The organism is Neisseria brasiliensis (assembly GCF_009671065.1).
Taxonomy (GTDB): domain Bacteria; phylum Pseudomonadota; class Gammaproteobacteria; order Burkholderiales; family Neisseriaceae; genus Neisseria; species Neisseria brasiliensis.
This window is the reverse complement of the sequence record NZ_CP046027.1, coordinates 2157254-2181773: the sequence shown is the minus strand read 5'-3', so window position 1 is coordinate 2181773 and position 24520 is coordinate 2157254. Positions and strand designations below refer to the sequence as shown.

General features: G+C 48.1%; 19 protein-coding genes and 2 pseudogenes. 12 read left to right on the top strand and 9 right to left on the bottom strand.

Annotated features, from left to right (window positions below):
• Nucleotides 1-3: 3 nt before the first annotated feature.
• Both gloA2 and GJV52_RS10860 read left to right on the top strand, forming a co-directional pair.
• Nucleotides 4-381, top strand: a complete 378-nt coding sequence (gene gloA2 / locus GJV52_RS10865) for an SMU1112c/YaeR family gloxylase I-like metalloprotein (RefSeq protein WP_095503163.1) — start codon at nucleotides 4-6, stop codon at nucleotides 379-381.
• A 105-nt stretch (nucleotides 382-486) separates the two neighbouring features.
• Nucleotides 487-2391, top strand: coding sequence for an ATP-binding cassette domain-containing protein (locus tag GJV52_RS10860; protein WP_100563838.1), 1905 nt, complete (start codon nucleotides 487-489; stop codon nucleotides 2389-2391).
• Between the two features lie 51 nt (nucleotides 2392-2442).
• Here the strand turns inward: GJV52_RS10860 and GJV52_RS10855 are convergent, their stop codons facing one another.
• Entirely contained in the window at nucleotides 2443-2928 is a 486-nt protein-coding gene (locus tag GJV52_RS10855; protein ID WP_100563840.1) for a hypothetical protein, read from the bottom strand.
• Nucleotides 2929-3043: 115 nt separating this feature from the next.
• A complete protein-coding gene (locus tag GJV52_RS10850) occupies nucleotides 3044-6235 on the bottom strand; it encodes a DNA translocase FtsK (RefSeq protein ID WP_100563842.1) in 3192 nt (1063 codons plus the stop codon).
• Nucleotides 6236-6384: 149 nt separating this feature from the next.
• Here GJV52_RS10850 and GJV52_RS10845 point away from each other — a divergent pair, with 149 nt between their 5' ends.
• Both GJV52_RS10845 and crcB read left to right on the top strand, forming a co-directional pair.
• The gene (locus GJV52_RS10845; protein ID WP_095503167.1) at nucleotides 6385-7062 is read left to right on the top strand and encodes an energy-coupling factor ABC transporter permease; all 678 of its coding nucleotides are present in this window, start codon (nucleotides 6385-6387) and stop codon (nucleotides 7060-7062) included.
• A gap of 24 nt (nucleotides 7063-7086) precedes the next feature.
• Nucleotides 7087-7458, top strand: coding sequence for a fluoride efflux transporter CrcB (gene crcB / locus GJV52_RS10840; RefSeq protein WP_095503168.1), 372 nt, complete (start codon nucleotides 7087-7089; stop codon nucleotides 7456-7458).
• Between the two features lie 24 nt (nucleotides 7459-7482).
• Here the strand turns inward: crcB and GJV52_RS10835 are convergent, their stop codons facing one another.
• From GJV52_RS10835 to GJV52_RS10825, 4 genes and pseudogenes are all read right to left on the bottom strand, one after another.
• Entirely contained in the window at nucleotides 7483-8115 is a 633-nt protein-coding gene (locus tag GJV52_RS10835) for an NAD(P)H-hydrate epimerase (RefSeq protein ID WP_095503169.1), read from the bottom strand.
• Between the two features lie 153 nt (nucleotides 8116-8268).
• Complete coding sequence (locus tag GJV52_RS13585; protein WP_456152478.1) at nucleotides 8269-11097, bottom strand: YadA-like family protein; 2829 nt, start codon at nucleotides 11095-11097, stop codon at nucleotides 8269-8271.
• Between the two features lie 1214 nt (nucleotides 11098-12311).
• Nucleotides 12312-12387: pseudogene (locus GJV52_RS13530) on the bottom strand (hypothetical protein); the annotation flags it as partial.
• Nucleotides 12388-13063: 676 nt separating this feature from the next.
• Nucleotides 13064-14521, bottom strand: coding sequence for an ESPR-type extended signal peptide-containing protein (locus GJV52_RS10825; protein WP_100563846.1), 1458 nt, complete (start codon nucleotides 14519-14521; stop codon nucleotides 13064-13066).
• A gap of 734 nt (nucleotides 14522-15255) precedes the next feature.
• On the opposite strand from GJV52_RS10825, the gene GJV52_RS13320 reads away from it, so the two are divergent.
• Complete coding sequence (locus GJV52_RS13320; RefSeq protein WP_198511403.1) at nucleotides 15256-15435, top strand: hypothetical protein; 180 nt, start codon at nucleotides 15256-15258, stop codon at nucleotides 15433-15435.
• A complete protein-coding gene (locus tag GJV52_RS10820; RefSeq protein WP_198511404.1) occupies nucleotides 15401-15721 on the top strand; it encodes a Dps family protein in 321 nt (106 codons plus the stop codon). Before GJV52_RS13320 ends, GJV52_RS10820 begins: the two co-directional genes overlap by 35 nt.
• 99 nt (nucleotides 15722-15820) lie before the next feature.
• Here the strand turns inward: GJV52_RS10820 and mpl are convergent, their stop codons facing one another.
• Complete coding sequence (gene mpl, locus GJV52_RS10815; RefSeq protein WP_100563850.1) at nucleotides 15821-17197, bottom strand: UDP-N-acetylmuramate:L-alanyl-gamma-D-glutamyl-meso-diaminopimelate ligase; 1377 nt, start codon at nucleotides 17195-17197, stop codon at nucleotides 15821-15823.
• Between the two features lie 127 nt (nucleotides 17198-17324).
• Here mpl and GJV52_RS10810 point away from each other — a divergent pair.
• The 3 genes and pseudogenes from GJV52_RS10810 (at nucleotide 17325) to GJV52_RS10800 (ending at nucleotide 19700) form a co-directional block, all read left to right on the top strand.
• Nucleotides 17325-18444, top strand: a pseudogene (locus tag GJV52_RS10810) (S-(hydroxymethyl)glutathione dehydrogenase/class III alcohol dehydrogenase).
• A 102-nt stretch (nucleotides 18445-18546) separates the two neighbouring features.
• Nucleotides 18547-18903, top strand: coding sequence for a helix-turn-helix domain-containing protein (locus GJV52_RS10805; protein ID WP_100563122.1), 357 nt, complete (start codon nucleotides 18547-18549; stop codon nucleotides 18901-18903).
• On the top strand, nucleotides 18807-19700 hold the full coding sequence (locus GJV52_RS10800) for an IS3 family transposase (protein WP_154212900.1): 894 nt from the start codon (nucleotides 18807-18809) through the stop codon (nucleotides 19698-19700). Before GJV52_RS10805 ends, GJV52_RS10800 begins: the two co-directional genes overlap by 97 nt.
• On the opposite strand, the gene GJV52_RS13460 is transcribed toward GJV52_RS10800, so the two are convergent.
• On the bottom strand, nucleotides 19670-20032 hold the full coding sequence (locus GJV52_RS13460; protein ID WP_100564131.1) for a TolC family protein: 363 nt from the start codon (nucleotides 20030-20032) through the stop codon (nucleotides 19670-19672). The genes GJV52_RS10800 and GJV52_RS13460 overlap by 31 nt on opposite strands.
• A 298-nt stretch (nucleotides 20033-20330) precedes the next feature.
• Entirely contained in the window at nucleotides 20331-21116 is a 786-nt protein-coding gene (locus GJV52_RS10790) for an inositol monophosphatase family protein (protein WP_095502890.1), read from the bottom strand.
• Between the two features lie 194 nt (nucleotides 21117-21310).
• On the opposite strand from GJV52_RS10790, the gene GJV52_RS10785 reads away from it, so the two are divergent.
• From GJV52_RS10785 to GJV52_RS10775, 3 genes are all read left to right on the top strand, one after another.
• The gene (locus GJV52_RS10785) at nucleotides 21311-22117 is read left to right on the top strand and encodes an RNA methyltransferase (protein WP_095502891.1); all 807 of its coding nucleotides are present in this window, start codon (nucleotides 21311-21313) and stop codon (nucleotides 22115-22117) included.
• 51 nt (nucleotides 22118-22168) lie between these two features.
• The gene (locus tag GJV52_RS10780) at nucleotides 22169-23023 is read left to right on the top strand and encodes a DUF1853 family protein (RefSeq protein WP_095502892.1); all 855 of its coding nucleotides are present in this window, start codon (nucleotides 22169-22171) and stop codon (nucleotides 23021-23023) included.
• Between the two features lie 107 nt (nucleotides 23024-23130).
• The gene (locus tag GJV52_RS10775) at nucleotides 23131-24387 is read left to right on the top strand and encodes an RsmB/NOP family class I SAM-dependent RNA methyltransferase (protein WP_100564129.1); all 1257 of its coding nucleotides are present in this window, start codon (nucleotides 23131-23133) and stop codon (nucleotides 24385-24387) included.
• Nucleotides 24388-24520 lie beyond the last annotated feature (133 nt).

Here is a 24520-nt window from a genome sequence, read left to right as displayed (position 1 = left end):
ACCATGCGCCTACGCCACGTCGCCTTAATTTGCGCAGATTACGCGCGAAGCAAACATTTCTATACCGAGATTTTAGGCCTAAACATTCTCGCTGAGCACTACCGCGCCGAGCGAGATTCTTATAAATTGGATTTGGGAATCGGTTCGCATTATGTGCTGGAGCTTTTTTCCTTCCCCAATCCACCGCCACGCCCAAGCTACCCCGAAGCCTGTGGCCTGCGCCATTTGGCTTTTGCCGTGGATGATGTCGCTGCCAAACACGATGAATTAAGCGAAAAAGGCATTGCCTGCGAAGACATCCGCATCGATGAATACACTGGCAAAGCGTTTTTCTTCTGCCAAGATCCCGATGGTTTGCCGATTGAGTTTTATCAGGAATAAACTAGGCCGTCTGAAACTTTGCTTTCAGACGGCCTGTCACCTTATAAACCGCTGCAAAATCAGTTAAAATACGCCCTTTCTGTTACTTTACCTACCGCTACCGTTATGAATATTCTGCAAGTTGAAAACGCTTCTTTTGCCGTCGGCCATGTCGCTTTATTGGATAAAGCCGCTTTCCAGCTCGACAGCGGCGAAAAAATCGGCTTAATCGGCCGTAACGGTGCGGGTAAATCTTCGTTTTTAAAAATCCTTGCCGGCGTGCAAAAGCTGGACGACGGCCAGATTATTCTGCAAAACAACCTGAAAATCGTTTATGTGCCGCAGGAATCGTTTTTTAATAACGCGGCAACGGTGTTCGACATCGTGGCTGAAGGCTTGGGCGAAATGCGCGGGCTGTTGAGCCGTTATCACCAAGTCAGTCATCAGCTGGAAAGCAGCAGCGATGAAAGTTTATTAAAAGAACTCAATGAATTGCAGCTAAAAATTGAAGCACAAGACGGCTGGAAACTCGATGCGGCGGTGAAACAAACCATCAGCGAATTGGGCTTGCCGGAAGACGAAAAAATCGGCAATCTTTCCGGCGGCCAGAAAAAGCGTGTGGCCCTGGCGCAAGCATGGGTGCAAAAGCCTGATGTATTACTGCTTGATGAGCCGACCAACCATTTGGACATCGACGCGATTATCTGGCTGGAAAACCTGCTGAAAAACTTTGAAGGCAGCTTAGTGGTGATTACCCACGACCGCCGCTTTTTGGATAATGTCGCCACCCGCATTGTTGAGCTCGACCGCGGCACGCTGCGCTCCTATCCGGGCAGCTTCTCCAAATACAGCGAGAAAAAAGAGCAGGAATTGGCCGTTGAAGCCGAACACAACCGCTTGTTCGACAAATTTCACGCGCAGGAAGAAGCGTGGATTCGCAAAGGGATTGAAGCCCGCCGCACACGCAACGAAGGCCGCGTTCGCCGTTTGGAAGAATTGCGCCGCCAACGTGCCGAGCGCCGCAATGTGCAAGGCCAAGTCAATTTCAAGCTCGACAGCGGTGAAAAAAGCGGCAAAATCATCGCCGAATTGGAACACGCCTCTTTTCAATACGGCGACAAAGTCATCATGGATAAATTCTCCGCAATCATTCAGCGCGGCGACAAAATCGGCTTAATCGGCCCCAACGGTATCGGCAAAACCACGTTTTTGAAACTGATTTTGGGCGAATTGCAACCAACTTACGGCCGCATCCGCATCGGCTCCAAACAGGAAGTGGCCTATTTCGACCAATTCCGCAGCGCGTTGAACGAAAACGACACCGTGTTCTACACGCTCGGCCAAGGCAATGATTTTGTCGAAATCGGTGGCAAAAAACGCCATGTCATGAGCTATTTGGAAGATTTCCTGTTTCACCCCGCGCGCGCGCAATCGCCGGTTTCTTCACTTTCCGGCGGCGAACGCAACCGCTTGTTGCTAGCAAAATTATTCACCAAACCAGCCAATATCTTGGTGCTGGACGAGCCGATCAACGACTTGGACATCGACACACAAGAATTGCTGGAAGAGCTGCTGCGCGATTACCAAGGCACGGTGTTTTTGGTCAGCCACGACCGTATGTTCCTCGATAATGTGATTACGCAAAGCATTGTTTTTGAAGGAAACGGCCGTCTGAAAGAATACATCGGCGGCTATGAAGACTATCTCGATGCCAAAAAGCGCGAGCAAACCCTTCAGACCGCCTCAACCCCGAAAGCGGCAACCGAGCCGGTGAAAGAAAAGCCCAAAGCCAACCGCACAGTGAAATTATCCTATAAAGAACAGCGCGAACTCGATGCCCTGCCCGATGAAATCGCCGCGCTAGAAGCCGAACAGGCCGAGCTCAATACCCAGCTTTCTGATCCGGAAATTTTCAAAGACTACGAAAAAGCCGGCGCATTACAAGCGCGCGCGGAAGAAATAGAAATGCTGCTGTTGGATAAGCTGGAATTGTGGGAACGCTTGGAAGCCAAGCAAAATGGTGTGCAGTAAGGTTTCTCTTTCCAACAAAATGCCGTCTGAAACTTTTCAGACGGCATTTTTTTAATTTTTCGGCTGCTTTTTTAAAAAACATATTCCATGAAATAAACCGATACATAAGCCATATACAGCCAATGGAACCACGATAAACATGACCAGCCAAGCCAACCATCCTGCCACCTGATTGTCTTGTGGCAACGGTGTTTCCAGAAAAGCTGCAATACACACTGCCCAATATAAACAGCAACTTATCCAGAAAAAGGCTTTGATGATTCTTAAAATATCATACCTGACTATAGGTTGAACTACCGAAGTAAGTAATTGTGGTTGGGATAAGCGTGGTTGAGCTTTTAATTTGATATGCGGTTTGATTTTATAGGGTTTTGCTGAATGATATTTTTCTTTTTGCATCAAGCCTAATAACAAACCGATGATGAGAAAAATGGTTTTCCAATCCCAACTCCAAATCCATATGATTAATGCAGATAAGACAATAAACCCGACCCAAAACGCAAAAACACTCATGACAATACCGATTAATGCACCCATTATTTTGCTTTCTTTTTAATCAAGTACATTCTCATTATAAACCACCCCATAAAATAAGGCCGTCTGAAAATATTTAAATCAAATATTTTCAGACGGCCTCGATTGAATCTAAACCTTAGTCCAAATGACTGCTACTTGGTGCCAATACGGTGCGGTTGCCGTTGGCTTCTGCCGATGACACAATGCCGTCGGCTTCCATTTGTTCTACTAAGCGGGCGGCTCGGTTGTAGCCGATACGCAATTGACGCTGCACACCGGAAATGCTGGCTTTACGCGTTTTCACCACATAGGCAATAGCTTCGTCATACATCGGGTCTTGGTCGCTGTCGCTGCGGTTGCCCATGCCCGGTAAATCCTCGGTCATGCCACCGCTCAGAATTTCTTCAACGTAATCCGGTTCGCCGAATTGTTTCAAGTATTCCACCACGCGGTGCACTTCGTCATCGGAAGCAAACGCGCCGTGAACACGCTGCGGATAGCTGGTTCCCGGCGGCAAATACAGCATATCGCCTTGGCCTAACAGATTTTCCGCGCCCATTTGGTCAAGAATGGTGCGGCTGTCGATTTTGCTGGAAACCTGAAACGCGATGCGGGTCGGGATATTGGCTTTAATCAAACCGGTAATCACGTCCACGCTCGGGCGCTGGGTGGCCAAAATCAAATGGATACCCGCAGCACGGGCTTTCTGCGCCAAGCGGGCAATCAATTCTTCGATTTTCTTACCGGCCGTCATCATCAAATCGGCAAACTCATCCACTACCACCACGATAAACGGCAGCTTTTCCAAATACTCCGGATTATCCGGCGTGAGCGTAAACGGGTTGACGATTTTCTCGCCACGCGCTGCGGCTTCGGCAATTTTTTGGTTGAAACCGGCCAAATTCCGCACGCCGGCATGGCTCATCAGGCGGTAACGTTTTTCCATTTCGTTGACGCACCAATTGAGCGCATTGGCAGCCAGCTTCATGTCGGTCACCACAGGCGCGAGCAGATGCGGAATGCCTTCGTAAATGCTCAATTCCAGCATTTTCGGGTCAATCATAATCATACGCACATCTTCCGGCGAGGCTTTAAAGAGCATCGACAGAATCATCGCGTTCACGCCCACCGATTTGCCGGAGCCGGTGGTACCGGCCACCAGTAAGTGCGGCGCTTTGGCCAAATCGGTAATGACCGGTTCACCCGTAATGTCTTGCCCCAAGGCCAAAGTCAGCTTGGATTCTGATTCGGTAAACACCGGTGAATTGAAAATTTCACTTAAGCGTATCATTTGGCGACGCGGGTTCGGCAATTCCAAGCCCATGCAGGTTTTACCCGGAATGGTTTCGACCACACGGATAGAAGCCACGCCCAAAGAGCGTGCCAGATCTTTTTCCAAATTAATCACCGCGCTGCCGCGCACGCCGACATCCGGCTCGATTTCGTAGCGCGTAATCACCGGGCCCGAATAAGAATCCACCACCTTAACCTTGACTTTAAATTCAGCCAGTTTGTCTTCAATGATGATGCCGTTTTCAATTAAGGCTTCTTCGGTTTGCGTCGCTGTCGGGTCGAATTGCGGCGGCAACAATAAATCTACGCTCGGCAGATTCATTTCAGACGGCATTACCACTGCTTGCTGAAGCGCAGGCGCTGGTTGGCTGATGGCATGGGGGGCTTCAGCAGATACAGGCGCGGCAAGCTCATCATTTTCTTCAGGCCATTGGTCGGCTAAAGATGGCTCTTCATCATAACGCCCATCTTGCGCCGCTGCGTATTCATCCGAATTCGCCGCATCATCGTACAAGTGTTCAGACAACATAGACTCATGTTCAACTGAATGTCCACGCTGCTCAAACACGGATACGGTTGCCTCATCCAAGGCCGTCTGAACGGCAGGTTTCGGCTCGGTGATGATTTCTTCGGTTTCACTGATTAAAAAGTCTTGCAGCGAACGCAACGGGCGGTTGCTTACATGCGCATTGACCGACACTTCCGGCAAGGTCACGGCAGGCGGCTCTTTGAACGCTGGCGGCTCGGGAATATTCACCGGCACAGGATCTACTTTCGGCACGACAGGCGGCTCGACTACCGTCGCATTCGGCGCAGGCGGGCGCGAGATAAAGGCTTCGTTATTTTGGAAACGCGATGCTTTCGGCGCCGGTTTGGCAGGTTGCACCACTGCGCTGCTTTTCTCAACCACCACCGAATCAGGAATCACGCTTTCACGCGTACGGGTATCGATGCGGCGAATTGGCTGCACGCGGCGATTGAGCGGCGAAGTGCTTTGCGACAGGTTCGCTAAAATTTCATCATCTTGAATAATGGTCGGCTGATAATCTTGAATCGGCGCAACCGCAGCGGCCAAGCGGCTGCGGGCGGCGGTTTGGCGCGCCAGATTTGAGTGGATTTTTTCCACGTCAATTTCATCCCAACGGCTCGGAATGTCTTTGACCGGAATGGTTTCACGCTCCACTGTACGCAAAGCATTTTGCGCCGATTCAATGCGCGGCTTTTGCGCCGGATTGATGTGGATTTCCTCCACTTGTGCCAACACACGCTCGCGAGTGCGGCGCAAAGCCGGATCATCGAAATCAATCACTTCTAAATCTTGGCGCGGACGGCGTGACGGCTGGAATGAGGCCGTCTGAACCGATTGCTCTTCAGAGAATACTTGTTTTTTAACGTTTTTTTGCTCCGTTATTTCCTGCAACACGGCTTCGCTTAACGAACGGGTGGCATCTTCCAAAGTGATTTCTTCAAAAGCTGCGCCCTGCACCTTGCGCGGCACATATTCGGGAATATCGGTTTCTTCAAACGGCACAATCACCGGATCAGGCACGGCAGACAAGCGTTTGGACGCGCGCGCAGGACGGATAAATTCTTGCACCTCCTCCAACGGCTGCACGGGTTTATTGACTTTTTGATAGGTATGTTGCTGAAACTCACGCTGAAATTCTGCTTCTTCTTGAGCTTGCGCCAATTCGGCTTCATGGTAAGACTGCTCGGAAAAAGCAGAAGAATCATCCACATAATCTAATTCTTGCGTTTGATTATCTGCTGATTTGGCACTGTGGCGTTGCGCCGCCAACAGACGCAAACGGGCGACGGTTCTGCTGTAAGCAGCTTTGGCTTGATGGCCGAACTTGTGTGCCGCTTGCGCTTCTTCAGGATTTTCGGCGTATTGTGCCAATTCGGCTAAGTCATCGCCTTCGCCTTTTTCCATGCGGCCAAGCTCCTGCCGCCATTGTTGGTCTTGTTGGTAATGGAACCACAACAATCCGCCGATAGCGCACAACAGAAGGAAAATCAACACCGTCCACAACATAGGAAACCTTAATATCCGATTCAACTACAAAGGCGGTTATTTTATCGTGTTTCCGCATTAAAAAGAATAAGTAAAACCGCTATCGGCGCAATATTTTAACGATTCGGCGTATAATAAGGCCGTCTGAAAATATTGAGCGCGTATTCCTTATGATTTTTCAAGCCGAATGGTTTTCATCTGCTGCTTTGATTGCGGCATGGCTCATCTTGGCTGCCTTGCTAGCGGCGTGTGCCAAACCTGCTTTCAAAGCTATTGCCGCACATCGCTCGGCCGTGACCTTGGCTATTTTGATTTTGACCACAGCATGGCTTTTGAGCGCGACACCTGATGACGGCCAACTTGCCGGCATGAGCTATCACCTTTTGGCAATGAATTTAGTGGCACTCATGATTGGCACACCAGCGGCTTTTTGGTTGGGCGCATTGCTGCTTTTTTCTTATGTATGGCTGTTTGGCGGTGATTGGCAGGTGTACCCTATCAATGCTTTGGCGCTATTACTACCGCCTCTGGCCATCAATATTTTATTTCGCCGCTTGGTGAATATGTTGCCGGCCAATCTGTTTATTTTTATTTTCGTCAACGGCTTTATCGGCTCGGCAGCCAGCATCTTGTTTACCGGCTTGGTGTTGGTCACAGTTTTGGATTGGGCTGCAGCCTTTCCTAGCGAAGTATTGTGGTCCACCGCCCTGCCCGTTTTTATTCTGATTGCTTGGGCGGAAGCCTTTTTAAGCGGCATCACCACTGCGATTTTTGTGGCGTTACGGCCGCAATGGCTCAATACTTTCGACGACAACCGCTATTTAAAATCAAGCAATCAAATTTGGTAGCTTCAGACGGCCTTAAGGAACCATATGTCTCCCGCTTCTTTTCTGCCGATTGCTATTGGCGCTGCATTTGGTGCCGGTATCCGCTGGCTGTTCGGCCTTTATTTTGCCCATATCACCACTTCATTTGCTTTCGGCACTTTGGCGGCAAACTGGGTCGGCGCACTGCTTATCGGCATTTGCGCCGAATTGGTGCAACATCCGCAATGGAAGCTGCTGCTGATTACCGGCTTTCTCGGCAGCTTGACGACATTTTCCAGCTTTTCGTTGGAAATGGTTCAGCTTATGCAGGCACAGCGTTGGGGCGCGGCTTTTGGCGCAGCGACCTTGCACGTTTTCGGCTCTTTTGTGCTGACGGCTTTAGGCATGTGGCTGGCACAAATGTTTAAGGCCGTCTGAACGTTCAGACGGCCTATAGTTAAATTAATCTATTCCAATTTCCAAGCACACCACTTCTCCACAAAATGCCTGCGCAGTTTCATTCATATGCGCGGGCTTGTATGCGCCAAAAGCGTAAGTCATGTCGGCGCAAAAAGTGTGTTCATCGCATTCAGCCGTATCGCCGTTTAAACCTGTGGGCATATCCAAAGCAATTTTGAGGCCGTCTGAAGCATTTAGTGCTTGGCAGACAGCAACGATATTTCGCGGCAAATTCCCGCTGAAACCAGTGCCGAATATACCGTCAATCACCACATCATAAGCATTTCTTGTTTTCAGACGGCCTAATAAATCTTCTTCATCTAAAAAAGTGATGCCTGACAACCCTTTTAAACGTCGGCGATTAAGTTCTGATAAATCCGATAATGTATTGCCGCAGACCAAGGCAATATCCACTTGCCAGCCATGCCGCTGCAACACGCGTGCAATCACCAATCCATCACCGCCATTATTACCTTTGCCACACACAATCAATACTTTTTGCCGACCAGCACAATGCTGCAAAATATCCGCTGCCGCCGCTTGCCCCGCGTTTTCCATCAACTGCTCAAATGATGTGCCTTTATCCACCGCGGCTTGCTCGGCGGCACGCATTTCTTTGGCATTGTAAATTTTCATATCCGCGTCCGATTCAGAATAGTCATCATAAAATTATAGTCTTATCACAGCGAAATCGCTTACTTTCATGCGCCCATTTATATCAATCAATAAAAAGGCCGTCTGAAACATCCAGTTTCAGACGGCCTTGATTCAAGCTAAGGCTCGATTAGATTACCATTGGTACAACGCACCTGCACCCACGCCCACATGGCCGCCGGTATTGGTTGAGAAGTTACCTTTGATAATCCAGTTGCCACCATCGCTCATCGAAGATACACCGATGGCCATAGCAGATTCGCCACCGTAGTGACCACCACCGATACCCAAGCCGGTCGCACCCGGACGGGTTACTTGCGGAATTGAGCTTTGGGCAATCGCACCAGCCACACCGGCATAAGCTTTCTTGCCGACATTGTCAATGTTTTGTTGCAACTGATTACCCATACCAACCAACTGATTCACGTTGACCGCATCGGTACCGTTTTTACCCGGTGCCACGTTGGTAATGGTATTACCACCGTTATTCAGGCCGATCGGGCTGATGCTCACGGTATTTTGCGGATTGGCTTCAGTTGGCGCGGCAATGGTCACACCGTTGTTGTTAACCACGGTATTACCGGTAGTCAGTGAACCTTCTTGACCCAGATTCACATCTTTAGCCAATTTCACTTCCAAGGTATCGCTACCATTGGCTACCACACCGATGTTGCCGTCTGAAAGCTTGGCAGTATCGGTTACGCCGCCTTTCACATTCACGGTTTGACCCAGCTTGCGGTTAACATTGTCACCACTGTCACCAGCAAAGGTAAGCGGCTGATTCACGGCTTTGTCCAAACCACTAATCGCATCGCCGACATTATTCACCGCAGTTGTGCTGCCATCTGCAGGATTGGTCAAGGTATAGCTAGGGGCGCTTACCGTACCATCTGCATTCACAGTCGAGCCGCCACCCAAATGGTTGGCAACGCTGTTGGCTGTAGCATAGAGCTGGCTGCCATTGACCGCATCTTTGCTGTCTGCGGCAACCTTACCGGCTGCTACGTTGGTGATCTTTTTATCAGCGGCATCAATACCTGTCTTCGTTACGCTCGGGCCATTATTAATGGTTAGGCCGTCTGAATTCAGGGTACTGTCACCAGTGGTTACCGTCTTGGCTGTAACGGTGTTGAAATCAACATCGTCTTTAGTGGCAACGGTAAAGTTAGCACCGTCACGTTTAATGGTGATGTTTTTACCATCAACGAAGTTCACTTCATCACCTGAGCTGATGAATTCACCTGTATCACCGTTTGCTTTAGCAGTAAAGCCAGAGTTATTGATGGCATCGGTCACCGTTTGGGCAGTCGCCAGCGCATTAGGCATGGTCGTGCTGGCATTGCCTTTACCGTCAGTAGTGATGTCACCAGTGATGGCGGCAATGTTGCCGTTAGTATCAACTTCAGTGGTTACACCGTCGGTTTTGGCTGCAACGGTGTAAGTGGTGCTGCCGTCCTGTTGGCTTACTTTAGGAGTAACAGTTACACCCTGATCACCTCCAACCTTAGTAGTCGCCGCAGCTTGAGCTGCTTTCAGCTGACTAACGTTGACTGCATCGGTATCGGCCTTGCCAGCTTTCACATTGGTGATTTTATTACCACCGTTGTCTAAGCCATCTTTGGTCAATGTAACAGGTTTACCTGCTGTACCGTTATTGATGGTAATGCCATCTTTAGTCAGGCTGGTGTCACCGTTCTTAACACCCTCATTACTGATGGTGGTATCACCGGCTTTAACGCTGTCAACGGTAATGTTTTTAGCAAGATTGTAAACAACATCATTACTATCAGCTGATTTACTGATCACGATATTGCCATCAGTATTTTTCATATCAACTGTTGAACCCGGTTTTACCAATGAGCCATTTTCACCTTGAGCGGTCAAAGTAAAACCAGAATTGTTGATGGCTTCTGCTACGTCACCTGCGGTGGCCAATGCAGTCGGGGTCGTTGCGCTAGAAACACCTTTGTCGTCTGCAGTAATGTCGCTGGTTACAGCGGCAATATTGCCTGCTTTATCAACTTTGGTGGTCACACCGTCGGTTTTAGCCGCCACGGTGTAAGTGGTGCTGCCGTCCTCTTTACTTACTTCATGGGTAACAGTTACACCTTGGTCACCTTCAACTTTGGTAGTCGCTGCTTTTTGGGCTTTTTCCAACTGACTTACGTTGACCGCATCAGTTGGTTTTTCACCTGCTTTCACATTGGTGATTTGGGTGCCAGCTGCATCAATACCTGTCTTCGTTACGCTCGGACCATTGTTAATGGTCAGGCCGTCTGAATTCAGGGTGGCGTCACCAGTAGTCACTGTAGTTGCTTTAACAGTATTGAACTCAACATCATCTGCAGTAGCGTAAGTAAATACGTTGCCTACGCGTTTAACAGTCAGGTTCTTACCTGCGTTAAACTCAACTTCTTCGCCTGGGTTAATCAAGGTTGCTTCGGCTTCGTCACCATCAGCTTTGTTACCGCCTGATTTAACGTTGAAGCCTGAAGCGTTAATGGCTTCGGCTACGTCACCTGCGGTGGCCAATGCAGTCGGGGTCGTTGCGCTAGAAACACCTTTGTCGTCCGCAGTAATGTCGCTGGTTACAGCGGCAATATTGCCTGCTTCATCAACTTTGGTGGTCACACCGTCGGTTTTAGCGGCCACGATATAAGTTTTGCTGCCGTCTCCGTTGTCCTTAGGGGTAACAGTTACACCCTGATCACCTTCAACTTTGGTAGTCGCTGCTTTTTGGGCTTTTTCCAACTGACTTACGTTGACCGCATCAGTTGGTTTTTCACCTGCTTTCACATTGGTGATTTTATTACCCGCAACATCCACTTTCTCTTTGGTAATGGTTGGACCATCTGTGATGGTTATACCATTGTTGTTGATGGTGGTATTCCCTGCTTTAACACTGTCAACCGTGATATCTTTGGCTAATTTGATATCCAAAGTGTCACTACCATTAGCTACCACGCCAATGTTGCCATCTGAAAGCTTAGTGGCATCAGTTACACCACCTTTAACATTAACGGTTTCACCCAACTTACGAGTAACATTATTACCACTGTCGCCTGCAAAGGTTAGTGGTTTAAATGCTTGAATTGCAGTTTGGTTGATGGAATCATTGATGTTATTAACAGTAGTGCCGTTTACAGTAACAGGGGCGTTGGTTACGGTAACATCGCCAACTTTTAAGCCATCGTTGTTGATGGTGGTGTTGCCTGTGGTTACAGAACCAGTGTTGCCTAAGTTTAGGTTATTTTTCAATGCGACTTTATACTTTTTGCCACCTGTGTCGTTGGTGCCATCTTCGGTGACGGTTACGTTATCACCGGCTACAACGCTTTCTTCTTTGGCGATTTGTGCTTTAGTTGCATCAGACAAATCCAGTGCGTAATCCGTGGTCACTGCTTTTGTAGTCGCATCTGTAACAGACGTTTCTGTTTTCTTCAATGCATCGCTTACTGATACCGTCGCTTTGTCTGCACTAACGGTGTATTCAGTGTTGTTACCATCAACTTTAGATTGAACATGAGTATTGCTGCCGTTTACCACTGTAGTAGTTTTTTCAGTGCGCTCAGCTGCCTCATTAATAGCATTGGCAACATCTGCTGCAGTTGCAAAATTATCACCTGCAGTATTCGCGGTAACTTTACCTGCTTCATCGGTTGTCAAACCGCTCTTATTCACATCAAAGGTAATGTCAGAGCCTGAAGCACGTGCAGTTGTACCAGTGCCGTTTACAAAACCAATGTCCTTGTTACTTTGATTCAAAGTTTCAACATTGTTTCCGTTCACCGAAGTAGTCAATTCTTGGACAGCAGTATCCGCTTTGGCCAAAGAATCCTTAGAAGCTTGTGACAAATCAACTTTGTAATCGGTCACGTTCTGCTTATCTTTTTTACCGGCGAGAACTGTTACAGCCTCAGAACCATTGCTCACAGTTGTGCCATTGGCATTAACAGTATAAGTTTTGGAACCATCCGCATTACCTGTAGCAACAACATCAGTCACATTCGTACCAGCAGCTACCGTAGATTTGGCAGCTTTAATGGCATCGTGAATATTATTTTTACCAGTATCACCAATATTGGTAAACGTAATATCGCCTTGTTTATCAGGATTTAAGGCTGCATTACCACCAAAGTTATTTACAACTGCCTTAGCAACATTACCTAAACGATCTTGAGTAAGGTAAAGTTGGCTACCGTTAATCGCATCAGTCGAGGTAGATGAGATTTCACCGGCTGCAACGTTTTGAATACGGCGCTCTGCGCCAGCAGCACCAACTGAAACGGCGCCCACGGCTGTTTGACCAGCAAAAGTACTGTAGCTGATGCCATTCACTTTAGCTGTGCTTACTGTGCCGGTTGCACCGCCGGTAGTGGTCGCTCCTGCCGCAGTAGCGTTTTTCGATGCGTTAAATAGCGTACCTTTGCCCTGTTCTGTAACAGAGCCTGCACCTGCAGTGACCGAGCTGTCATTACCTAAATACACTGAGTTAGCAACGGTTTCACCCAATCGAGTTTTACCATCTCCACCAGTATTGATGCCGCTACCCAATACATAAGTATCTTTAGAAGTAATGGCATTATTGTTACCTACTACACGTGAGCCGGTTGCATCAACAGTGTCTGCTAAGCCATTAGCAAGTTGTAATTTACCGTTGTCATCATAAGTGGCAGTTGCACCGATTTGGTTATTGTTACCAAACGCGCCAGTATTGGCTGAACTTGAGCCAACAGCGTTGTCATTACCCAAAGTATAAGAGCCTGCACCAGAAACGATAGATAGATCACCAATCGCACCCGCATTTTCAGCATTTACTAAGTTACCAGTACCGATAGAGATAGAATCTACAGCAGTGGCTTGTGCGCCTTTACCGATAGCAATGGCATTAGTACCTTGGTTTGTTTGATCTTTAACACCCGTTTTTGCATTAGAGCCAATCGCAATAGAATCTACACCAATTAGTATTGGCGTCATACTTTTCTGTCGAATTCCCAGTTGATGTACCAATAGCGATTGAACGATCACCTAGTGAGGTAGTCGAATGTCCCATTGCTAAAGATTTTTCACCAACAGCAGCTGATGCTACGCCATAAGCTTGTGATGCGTGACCCTTTGCAACAGCTTGACGACCAACTGCCACCGCGTTAATGCCTTGGGTTTCAGCTGCCGCACCAACTACCACACCGCCTGCACGCGATGTTGCAGATGCGCCAATCGCCACACCTAAGCCACGTTCAAATTCGCTTTCCACTCTTGCCGAATCACCAATAGCAACACCGCCATATTCTGCATGTGCCTTCTGACCTACAGCAACAACTGAAGAAGCTAGTAATTTATTGTTTGCATCAGCAACTCCATCTCCTAGTTTTTTGAATGATGTGTAAGGGTTGTTGTAATGAAAATGATAGGTTTCATGTCTGGTTCCAGAGTAACCATTATTTCCTCGGCCTTGGGCTGTTGATGCTCCTGAACCAATAATAACAGCACCGGTTTGATTTTGAGCATTAGTATTTGAACCAATGACAACTGCTTTATCTACTGAAGCAATTGCATTTTTACCAATGGCAATACCTTCTTGACCAACTTCACCGTTTTTATCAGCAAATGAAATGCTAAATTTTGCCATTTCTTCACGGGCAGAATCGGCATAACCTTGAACTTTTTCATGGTTAATTTGCCCTTTGTCACCATCCCACAGCTTGCCGCCTCCTTTAGTTTCTGTGGTGATGTATTCTGAAGTGCCATTAATCTTATCGACAAATAACTTTTTCTGTGCATCGCTCAGCATGGTGTCACTTGTGATCGATTGTCTGGCTTTTGCTAGCGCAGCTTGGACTTCCGAAACATTGTGAGAAGTTTTAGAAATCGCAGCTAAATCCTTCTGAAGCGTAATCAGAGCTTCATGATTTTTGGCAATACGGCCTACGGTTGCTTCTGCACCAATCGCAACAGAATCTTTGGCTGCTGCATTGGCGGTACCACCAATTGCCACTGCTTTATCGCCAGATGCAGTTACTTGTGAACCGATTGCCACACTGCCATGGCCAGTAGCTTTAGCTGCACGCTCATCAGTCGCACTGAAGCTATCTGAACCGATGGCGATTGATTGCGAGTTACCCTTAGCAATTGCATGACCAATCGCCAAGCCCTCTTCGTAGTGATAATTAATAATGGTATTGTTTTTCGGATCCGAAAGGTCGCCCTGTTGAGCGCCCGGCTTGGATTGTGCTGCCATTGCAGGTGCGGATAAGCTCATAGCCAACAAGGCAGCCGCAGCTACTGCAACTGATGATTTAGAACTTTTTCCTTTTGAAGTTGAGATCTCTGCAACAGCAGTCCATGTTCTAGTGACTTCGTTAAAAACCACTTTATAAACTTTATTCATTATTTAGCCTCTGCTTCCAATTAAATTTTAAGGTGATATAAAAGCGACCTACCCCACCTTTGCCTGCTTTATAGCGCTTACACAGCTGACATGTGAAATCTTGTTCCACCTATTTATGTTGCTTTCTTTCAATCATATGTGAATCGGTTACGTAGGTGTGCATATGACAAAGTATACTCCACCTGAGTATTCCATAGCCAATTTTCTTGCCAAAATTATTGTAATTACTTAATTTATCTTTACATTCAAACTTTCCCAGCCTATCCGACATTGAATCAACTTCTGGGTTTAAAATTTTCAAAATTCAATTTAAATAAAAATGATAAAACTCAACAATTCATTATGTATTATATTTGAAAATTTCACCTAAAGATATCTTATTATTATTATTATTATTATTATTAATATGTTTATTATTTTTTGATTATTATGCATTTATTATATTTTAATTAGGTTATAAGCATGATGATAAGATGGGAAATAAAAAGTATGAGAACTTAAATTACTGTTTCTTTTTTTATACACTCGGGTTTTATACACTCGGGACCATTCGTATAAATTAACGGAAAACATACTTTTATATAATAATAGCGTTGGGGTATTTATCTTGGCGTCAAAATGTGGAAATAGCCTTGATTAATCTCTCTTGAAGAACTAAATTTATTCCCAGTACTTTTCGAAAATGGAGCTTGAGGGCTTCCATTATTTATCCATATTGATCAAAGGAAATCATCATGGCTAAAGCAAAAAAAGAGAAAACCAATCAAATCGGCCTGGAACAAAGTGAGGCTGCGCCAATCAGTGAGAAGCTGAATGCTTTATTGTCGAGCTATCATGTGTTTTATCAAAATGTGCGCGGCTATCATTGGAATGTTAAAGGTGAGCATTTTTTTCTCGCTGCATACCAAATTTGAAGAGCTTTACACCGAGTTGCAATTGCAGATTGATGAGATTGCCGAGCGTATTTTGACTCTTGCGGGTACGCCGTTGCATACTTACAGTGATTTCATCAAACATGCTTCTATCAAAGAAGATAAAAATGTATTCGACGGCTGCGAATGTGTTGAAGGTTTGGTCGGTGGCTTACAAGAGCTGATTGAGGAGCAGCGTTCTGTGATTGCAGCGGCAGATGAAGCCGGTGACGAGGGCACGGCGGATTTGATTACCGGCTATGTGAAAGCGCAAGAGAAGTTGATTTGAATATATAACGCTTTTTTAGGCGTGAAGAAATGATGTAAATAAAATATTGTTTTTACTATCAATAAAAGGCCGTCTGAAAAATATCAGACGGCCTTTGTATTATTTCAAGGCTCCAAGCAGCTTAGAATGAATGCCGCCGAAGCCGCCGTTGCTCATAACTAAAATTTGATCACCGCTTTGCGCCTGTTTGGCAATTTCGGCCACAAAAGCCTCAAAATCTTGGCCGACATGCAATTTATCGCCCAATGATGCTAAGGCTTCGGCCACATCCCAATCCACGCCTCCGGCATAGCAGAATACTTGGTCTGCTTGGCGCAGGCTTTCGGGCAGCGCGGCTTTCATGGTGCCGAGTTTCATGGTATTGGAGCGTGGTTCCAATACGGCCAAGATGCGGGCACTGCCGACTTTTTGGCGCAAACCGGCCACGGTGGTACCAATCGCGGTCGGATGGTGGGCGAAATCGTCGTAAACGGTTATGCCGTTGATTGTTCCTTTGATTTCCATGCGGCGTTTCACGTTTTGGAATTGGCCTAAGGCTTCGCAGGCCGTCTGAATATCTACACCGACATGACGTGCAGCGGCGATTACAGCCAGTGCGTTCAGGCGGTTGTGTTCACCCAATAATGCCCAAGCGATATGGCCGACGTGTTCGCCTTTGAAAAAGACGTCAAAGCCGCCCTGCCCGTCTGCTTCGCCGATTTGCCAGCCGGCTTGGTTGCCGAAGAGCTCGACCGGTGTCCAGCAGCCTTTGTCTAAGGTTTCGTGGATGCTTTCTTCGCGGCCGTTGGCCACAATCAGGCCGTCTGAAGGTACGGTGCGTACCAAATGGTGAAATTGGGTTTGAATCGCACCCAAGTCGGCAAAAATATCGGCATGGTCAAATTCGAGATTGTTTAAGATGGCGGTGCGCGGTCGGTAATGTACGAATTTGCTGCGTTTATCGAAAAATGCGGTGTCGTACTCGTCGGCTTCAATCACGAAAAATGGTGATGTGCTGTTGGGATCTTGGCGTGGGGTTTGCGGCAAGCGCGCCGACACGCTGAAATTCTGCGGTACGCCGCCAATCAAAAACCCCGGCGCCAAACCTGCATATTCCAACACCCAGGCCAGCATGGAAGCGGTGGTGGTTTTGCCGTGTGTACCGGCTACGCCCAAAACCCAATGATGATGCAATACGTTTTCTGCCAACCATTGCGGGCCGGAAATATACGGCAAGCCGCGGTTTAATATGGCTTCAACCACGTCCATGCCGCGCTTGGCGACATTACCAATCACATACACATCGGCTTGAAACTCATCCAGCTGGGCGGCATCAAAGCCTTCATGTACGGCAATGCCCAAGGCTTCCAGCTGGGTACTCATCGGCGGATACATTTTGGCATCGCAGCCGCTGACTTGAAAACCTGCTTCTTTGGCAATGGCTGCCACGCCGCCCATAAAGGTGCCGCCGATGCCGATAATGTGGATGTGTTTCATGATGCAAATAATCTTGTTCAAAAACACTCATTATAGCGGAAATCGACTTAAAAGGCCGTCTGAAAATATGAGAAGCGTTTATGTGCGGTATAATGTTCAGATATAACCACAACAGAGAGAGCCAACCATGGAATTTATTAAAACCCGTGCCGCCGTTGCTTGGGTGCCGAATGAACCCTTAAAAATCGAAGAATTAGATTTAATGCCGCCGCAAAAAGGCGAAGTGTTAGTACGCATTGTCGCCACCGGCGTGTGCCACACCGATGCTTACACATTGAGCGGACAAGATTCGGAAGGCGTGTTCCCTTGTGTGTTGGGACATGAAGGTGCCGGTATTGTCGAAGCTGTCGGCGAAGGAGTCACTGATTTTGCCGTCGGCGATCATGTGATTCCGCTTTACACCGCCGAATGCGGCAAATGCAAATTCTGTATTTCGGGCAAAACCAACTTGTGTTCGTCTGTCCGCACCACCCAAGGCAAGGGCTTGATGCCCGATGGTACCGTACGCTTTTTCAAAGACGGCCAACCAATTTACCACTATATGGGCACATCAACCTTCTCGGAATACACCGTTGTAGCCGAAGTGTCTTTAGCCAAAATCCAACCTGAAGCCGATTTGAAAGAAGTGTGCTTGCTGGGCTGCGGCGTAACCACCGGCATGGGGGCGGTGATGAATACGGCTAAAGTTAAACGCGGCGACACCGTAGCGATTTTCGGCTTGGGCGGCATTGGTTTGGCTGCGATTATCGGCGCACGCATGAGTGGCGCCAGCCGCATCATCGGTATCGACACCAATCCGTCTAAATTTGCTTTAGCGGAAAAGCTTGGCGCAACTGATTTTATCAACCCGAAAGATTTCGATAAACCGATTCAAGAAATAATTATCGAGATGACCGATGGCGGTGTGGATTATTCGTTTGAATGTATCGGCAATGTGGAAGTAATGCGCGCGGCTTTGGAATGCTGCCACAAAGGCTGGGGGGGAAAGCATCATTATCGGTGTGGCACCGGCCGGAGCGGAAATTTCCACCCGTCCGTTCCAATTGGTTACCGGCCGCGTATGGCGTGGTTCGGCATTCGGCGGCGTAAAAGGCCGCAGCGAATTGCCGGGCATCATCGACCAATACATGCGCGGCGAATTTGCCTTGAGCGATTTCATTACCCACACCATGCCTTTGGAAGAGATCAACACCGCTTTTGACCTGATGCATGAAGGTAAATCAATTCGCAGCGTGATTCATTATTAATCGTGTAATGTGAAACAAAAGATAGGCCGTCTGAAAGGAAATGTGAACTGCACCCCAAAAGTTGGACACTTTCCCCCCAACTTAAAAAGGTGCAGTTTTCTTATGTCCAAATATACACTAGACTTCAAATACCGAGCCGTACTTCATTACCAACAAGTGCACAGCCAACAGCGCACCGCAGACCATTTCAACGTCTCACGCACACATCTGCGCCGTTGGATTGCCGCCTACCGACAAGGAGGTATAACCGCACTTCAACACCCACAGGCTACGCTTATGAAGACTATGCAGACCAAACGCAAGAATCCCTTTATCGTCGACAAACCCGACCATGAAAAAACTCAGGCAGAGCTGATTGAAGAATTACGCTACATGAGGGCGGAGAACGACTACCTAAAGCACATGAAAGCCCTCAACGAAAAGAACGCCGCCAACGCTGCGAAACCGTTCAAACGCTGAGGGCGAAGCACCCGCTGAAATACCTGTTGCACAGTGCCGGCATACCCAAAAGCAGTTTCTACTACCACATCGGCAGACCTGATCCCGATATAGAAGCCAAAGCAGCGGTGAGTGAAGTCTATCACCGACACAAAGGCCGCTACGGCCAACGCCGGATTGGTGCCGTATTGTCGTGGAATAAAAAGAAAGTGCAACGTATTATGAGACTATTGGGTTTAAAAGCCAAAGTGCGCAACAAAAAAGCCTATCGTCCGCAAGTTATAGGCGAGACCTCGAAAAACATCCTTAAGCGTGCATTCACTGCCGATAAAGCAGGAGCTAAATGGTTGACCGATGTGACCGAGTTTAAATGCACCGACGGCAAACTGTACTTATCGCCGATATTGGATGTATTCAATCGTGAGATTGTGGCTTATGAGCTCAGTAGAAAGCCGGACAGCAAGATGGTGATGCAGATGCTGGATAAGGCATTCGGCCGTCTGAAAGGGCTGACCCCGCTGCTGCATTCTGACCAAGGTGTGCTTTACCGAACCCAGGCTTATCGGGAAAAGCTGGCTGAGAAAGGCATTGTGCAGAGCATGTCGCGCAAAGGGAATTGCTGGGACAATGCACCGATGGAGAGTTTCTTCGGGACATTGAAGGTGGAGAGCTTCTATCAGGAAGGTGTGTTATCGGTGGCAGAATTGACCAGAGTGATAGATGATTATATACATTACTATAATCATGAACGTATTAGTTTGAATTTAAAAAAGCTGAGTCCTGTGGCTTACAGAACCCAGCTTGAACAGGCTGTTTGAGAAAGATTATTAACTTGTCCAAGAATTGGGGGACAGTTCACATCGCTTCGGTCTTGGTTTTTTTCAGCCAATACTTGAACACCGGTCAAGGTCAATATCGGATAGTGACCGGCACGGGTGGCTTTGGTGGTGCTTTTCGCAGACTCTTCCGTGGCTTTCGCTTCCAATACAGTTGGATCGGAAAGCAGGGATGCTTTAAGAATATCTTTAAGATCGTGCGCGGAAACAGTTTGCGCAGACATCATGCAGACAATCGAGAATAAAGAGATTTTTTTCAGAAACCCCGATTGGCGGGCGCTGAATGGCATGAGATGGGAAAATGGGGTTTGCATATGATTCACAACAAGTGTATCCGTATATGTGTTTGTTATGGGCTAAGAAATTCTTGTAATTTAATTGATTGACAGCCTGTTAATGTTCACAGCATATCATCATATTTAACATTTCTCATCATTTCTCAGATAAAAGGTATCGATACACTACCAAAAGTACACGTTTTTTTATACTGTCAGCAAAGTGATTATTTATACAAGGCAAGAATCAACCAATCATCATGTATTCATTGCTGAGACAGTGCAAACCATATAAAACAAGAGGCCGTCTGAAACGACCTCTTGCAATCAGCTTAACTTACTGATGCGCAGCAATAATCTGCAACATTTGCGCCAACACTTTCGGATTACCGGCCACTACATCACCAGTTTCCAACCAGCTTTCGTTGCCTTTCATGTCAGTCACAATGCCGCCCGCTTCTTGCACAATCAATGCACCGGCTGCAATGTCCCAAGGTTTCAGGTTAAATTCAAAGAAACCATCCAAACGACCACAAGCCACCGCGCACAAATCTAACGCAGCCGCACCTTCGCGACGGCCACCGGCAGTTTTCGACAAGAAATCTTTCAAAATAGCCAAGTATTTGTCCATCATGCTTTGATCAACTACCGGAAAACCTGTACCAATCAAGCAACGGTTTAACTCGATGCGGCTGGAAACGCGGATACGGCGGTCATTCAGCAATGCACCCTTACCACGCGAAGCCATATACAAATCATTGCGCTCCGGTGCATACACCAAGGCTTCTTGCAACACACCTTTGTGCAGCAGCGCCATAGAAATCGCATATTGGGGATGACCATGCAGGAAATTGGTGGTGCCGTCTAAAGGATCGATAATCCATTCGTATTCGGCATTGTCTTTACCGTGAGAACCGGTTTCTTCGCAGGTGATTTTGTGATGTGGATAGGCTTCTTTAAGCGCATCCACCAGAATCATTTCTGATTCACGATCAACATTGGAAACAAAATCGTTGAAGGCTTTGCTGTCGATTTTGACAGTATCCAGATTGCCGCTGGCACGGGTCATCATCTGGCCGGCACGACGGGCAGCTTTAAAGGCAGTATTTAAAATCGGGTTCATGGGTTTCTTTCTAAATAAGGTACAATACCGCCTGACGCGCAGCAACCGCACACACACCAAGCGCAACGTTTTCACGTTTCCAATGTTGTTAAAGAACGTTTCAGATTTTCAGACGGCCTGTTTTCATAAAGGCCGTCTGAAAGAAATGGAAGTATGCTGCATTATAACCGATTAGCTTTGAAACCGAAACAAACATGATTGCCAAACCCGCTCTGCCCGACTATTTAAACCACATCCACATCATTCTCACGCGCACCAGCCATCCGGCCAATATCGGCTCAGCCGCGCGCGCCATGAAAACCATGGGTTTGCACAAGCTCACCATTGTCGCGCCCAACCTGATGGCCACGCCGATGACGGAACACCCGCCTGTGTTCGACCCGCAAAATCCGCAAAATTTCCAATTACCGGAAGAAAGCTTCACGCTGGCATCAGGCGCAGCAGATGTATTGGCCAACGCCAAAATCGTCGCCACTTTAGATGAAGCTTTGGCCGACACCACCATCAGTTGCGCACTCACCAGCCGCCGTCGTGAAATCACGGCACCGCTGCAAACTCCGCGCCAATTGGTGCCTGAGTTATTACAAGCGGCAGCCAACGGAGAACAAGTGGCCTTAGTATTTGGCAACGAAACATTCGGCCTGTCGATTGAAGAAGTACAAGCCTGCAACCGCTTGATGACCATCAACGGCAACCCCGATTATTTCTCGCTGAACCTCGCCCAAGCCGTGCAAGTGGTGTGCTATGAAATTTTCAGCCAAACCGATGTACCGATGACACATTTGCAACAGGAAGACCACGCCGCCACACACGAGCAAATCAAAGGCATGGTGTCGCACATGGAATCCTTAATGCACGATGTGGACTTTTTCAAACGCCGCAACAGCGAACGCCTGATGCGCCGCATGCAAAGCCTGTTTGGCCGTGCCAACACGCAAACGGAAGACATCGACATTTTGCGCGGCTTTTTTAACACCTTAAAACAACGTTTAAAAGATTAATTTTTCAGACGGCCTGATTGATAAAAGGCCGTCTGAAAGTAAGATACCCTTATGAATTACGCTCTTGATGCCTTATGGTGGAAACTCACCAGCCAGCCCGTGCGCGAGTTGGCTACCCTGCTCACCGCCCCGCCCTTGTGGCACAGCGGCGCAGAATTGCCGGTGCGCGAATTACTGGGCGAACATGGTTTCTGCTACCTGCTCTCGCTCGACCAAAATCCGCAGCCGCTTACCGATTATCTGGCGCAACACGCTCCGTTTGGCCGCCGTTTGGGTTTATATGCCGAACATTTGTTGGCGTTTTGGTTCAGCCACGCACCGCATACCGAATTGTTGGCACAAAACCTGCAAGTGGTTTCAGACGGCCTCACCATCGGCGCGGCGGATTTTATCGTTAAGCTCAACGGCAAAGCTTATCATATTGAATTAACATGTAAATATTACGGCAGCGCCAGTGGAAAATTTGATGATTTGCGCGGATTAAACCAGCAAGACTGCTTAGCCGACAAAGCTAATAAATTACCGCAGCAACTAATGCTGCTGAAATTTTCAGACGGCCTCAAAACCTTGCAGCAACAGCAATTACCCAGCGATTTACAACCGGCTTCGATTGTGCGCGGCATCGGCTTTTTTGCCGAAGGTTTTGCTGATTTCCAAGCACCGCTCAATCCTTATGCTTGGCGCGGCGTGTATCTGGCCGACTGGAACACACACGATTTCAGCCGCACCGATACGCGTTATTACCTGCTCGACCGCATGGCCTACCTCGCCCCCGCCCGCGTGATTGAAGCCGAAACCTTAAATGCCGAAGCCGTGTGCCAAATCGACAGCGGTTTGGTCGCGGTATTGGAACTGCGCCCCGACGGCTATTGGCACGAAATATTACGCATCATGAAAAGCGTGTAAGCGCCAACCAATCTGTTGCCTAGCTGCTTTTTCAGACGCCCTCATCTTCAGGCCGTCTGAAAATCCCGTATAATCGACCCATTCCATGATTTAAAGTAACCAAGCCCATGACACCGATTCAACTCGAACACACTGCCGCATTGCTGGCTGACATGCTGACTTTCAAGCAACCTGCCGATGCCGTTTTGTCCGCCTACTTCCGCGAACATAAAAAACTCGGCCGCCAAGACCGCCACGAAATCGCCGAAACAGCGTTCGCTGCCTTGCGCCATTATCAAAAAATTGCCGCCGTATTGCGCCGCCCACATGCCCAATCGCGTAAAGCCGCGCTGGCGGCATTGGTGCTCGGCCGCAGCGTCAACATCGGCAAAATCCAAGATTTGCTTGACGAAGAAGAAACCGAGTTTCTCAGCCATCTAAAAGCGCGCAAAGCCGAATTTTCAGACGGCCTGCACACCGCTGCCGAACTGCCGGAATGGCTGATTGCGCAATTGCAAACCCATTACAACGATGAAGAAATTCTCGCTTTCGGCCGCAGCGTCAACCAAGCTGCGCCGTTGGATTTGCGCGTGAACACCTTGAAAAATAAACGCGACAAAGTCTTGGCCGCCTTGCAAGCCGAAGAGCCGAGCGCCGAAGCCACGCCGTTTTCACCGTGGGGCATCCGCCTGAAAAACAAAATCGCCTTGAACAAACACGAATTGTTTCTTGACGGTTCGGTTGAAGTGCAAGACGAAGGCAGCCAATTGCTGGCTTTATTGGTCGGCGCCAAACGCGGTGAAATCGTGGTCGATTTTTGTGCCGGTGCGGGCGGTAAAACCTTGGCCATTGGGGCGCAAATGGCGAACAAAGGCCGCATCTACGCTTTCGACATCGCCGAAAAACGCTTGGCCAACCTCAAGCCGCGCATGACCCGCGCCGGCCTGACCAACATCAACCCCGAGCGTATCAGCAGCGAACACGACAGCCGCATCGCCCGACTCACCGGCAAAGCCGACCGCGTCTTGGTTGATGCGCCGTGTTCAGGCTTGGGCACATTGCGCCGCAACCCCGATTTGAAATACCGCCAATCGCCGGAAACTGTGTCCAATTTATTGGAACAACAACACAGCATTCTCACCGCTGCGGCCAAACTGGTGAAACCGCAAGGCCGCTTGGTGTATGCCACCTGCAGCATTTTGCCGGAAGAAAACGAACATCAGGTCGAGCATTTCTTGGCTGAAAACCCCGAGTTTGAATTGATCGACAGCAGCGAATTGCTCGCCGCCGCCAAAGTGGATTTAAACACCGGCAAATACCTGCGCATGGATTCTGCAGTTCACCATACCGATGGTTTCTTTGCCGCGGTGTTGCAGCGCAAATAACAATGGGCCGTCTGAAAAACAAAGTTTATATTTTCAGACGGCCTTTGCTTGAATTTCATCCGTTACGCCTTATTTACTCTCCAGCGCAGCAAAAGAGTCATTTTAAATTCCCGCAACTTGCGTATAATGATGA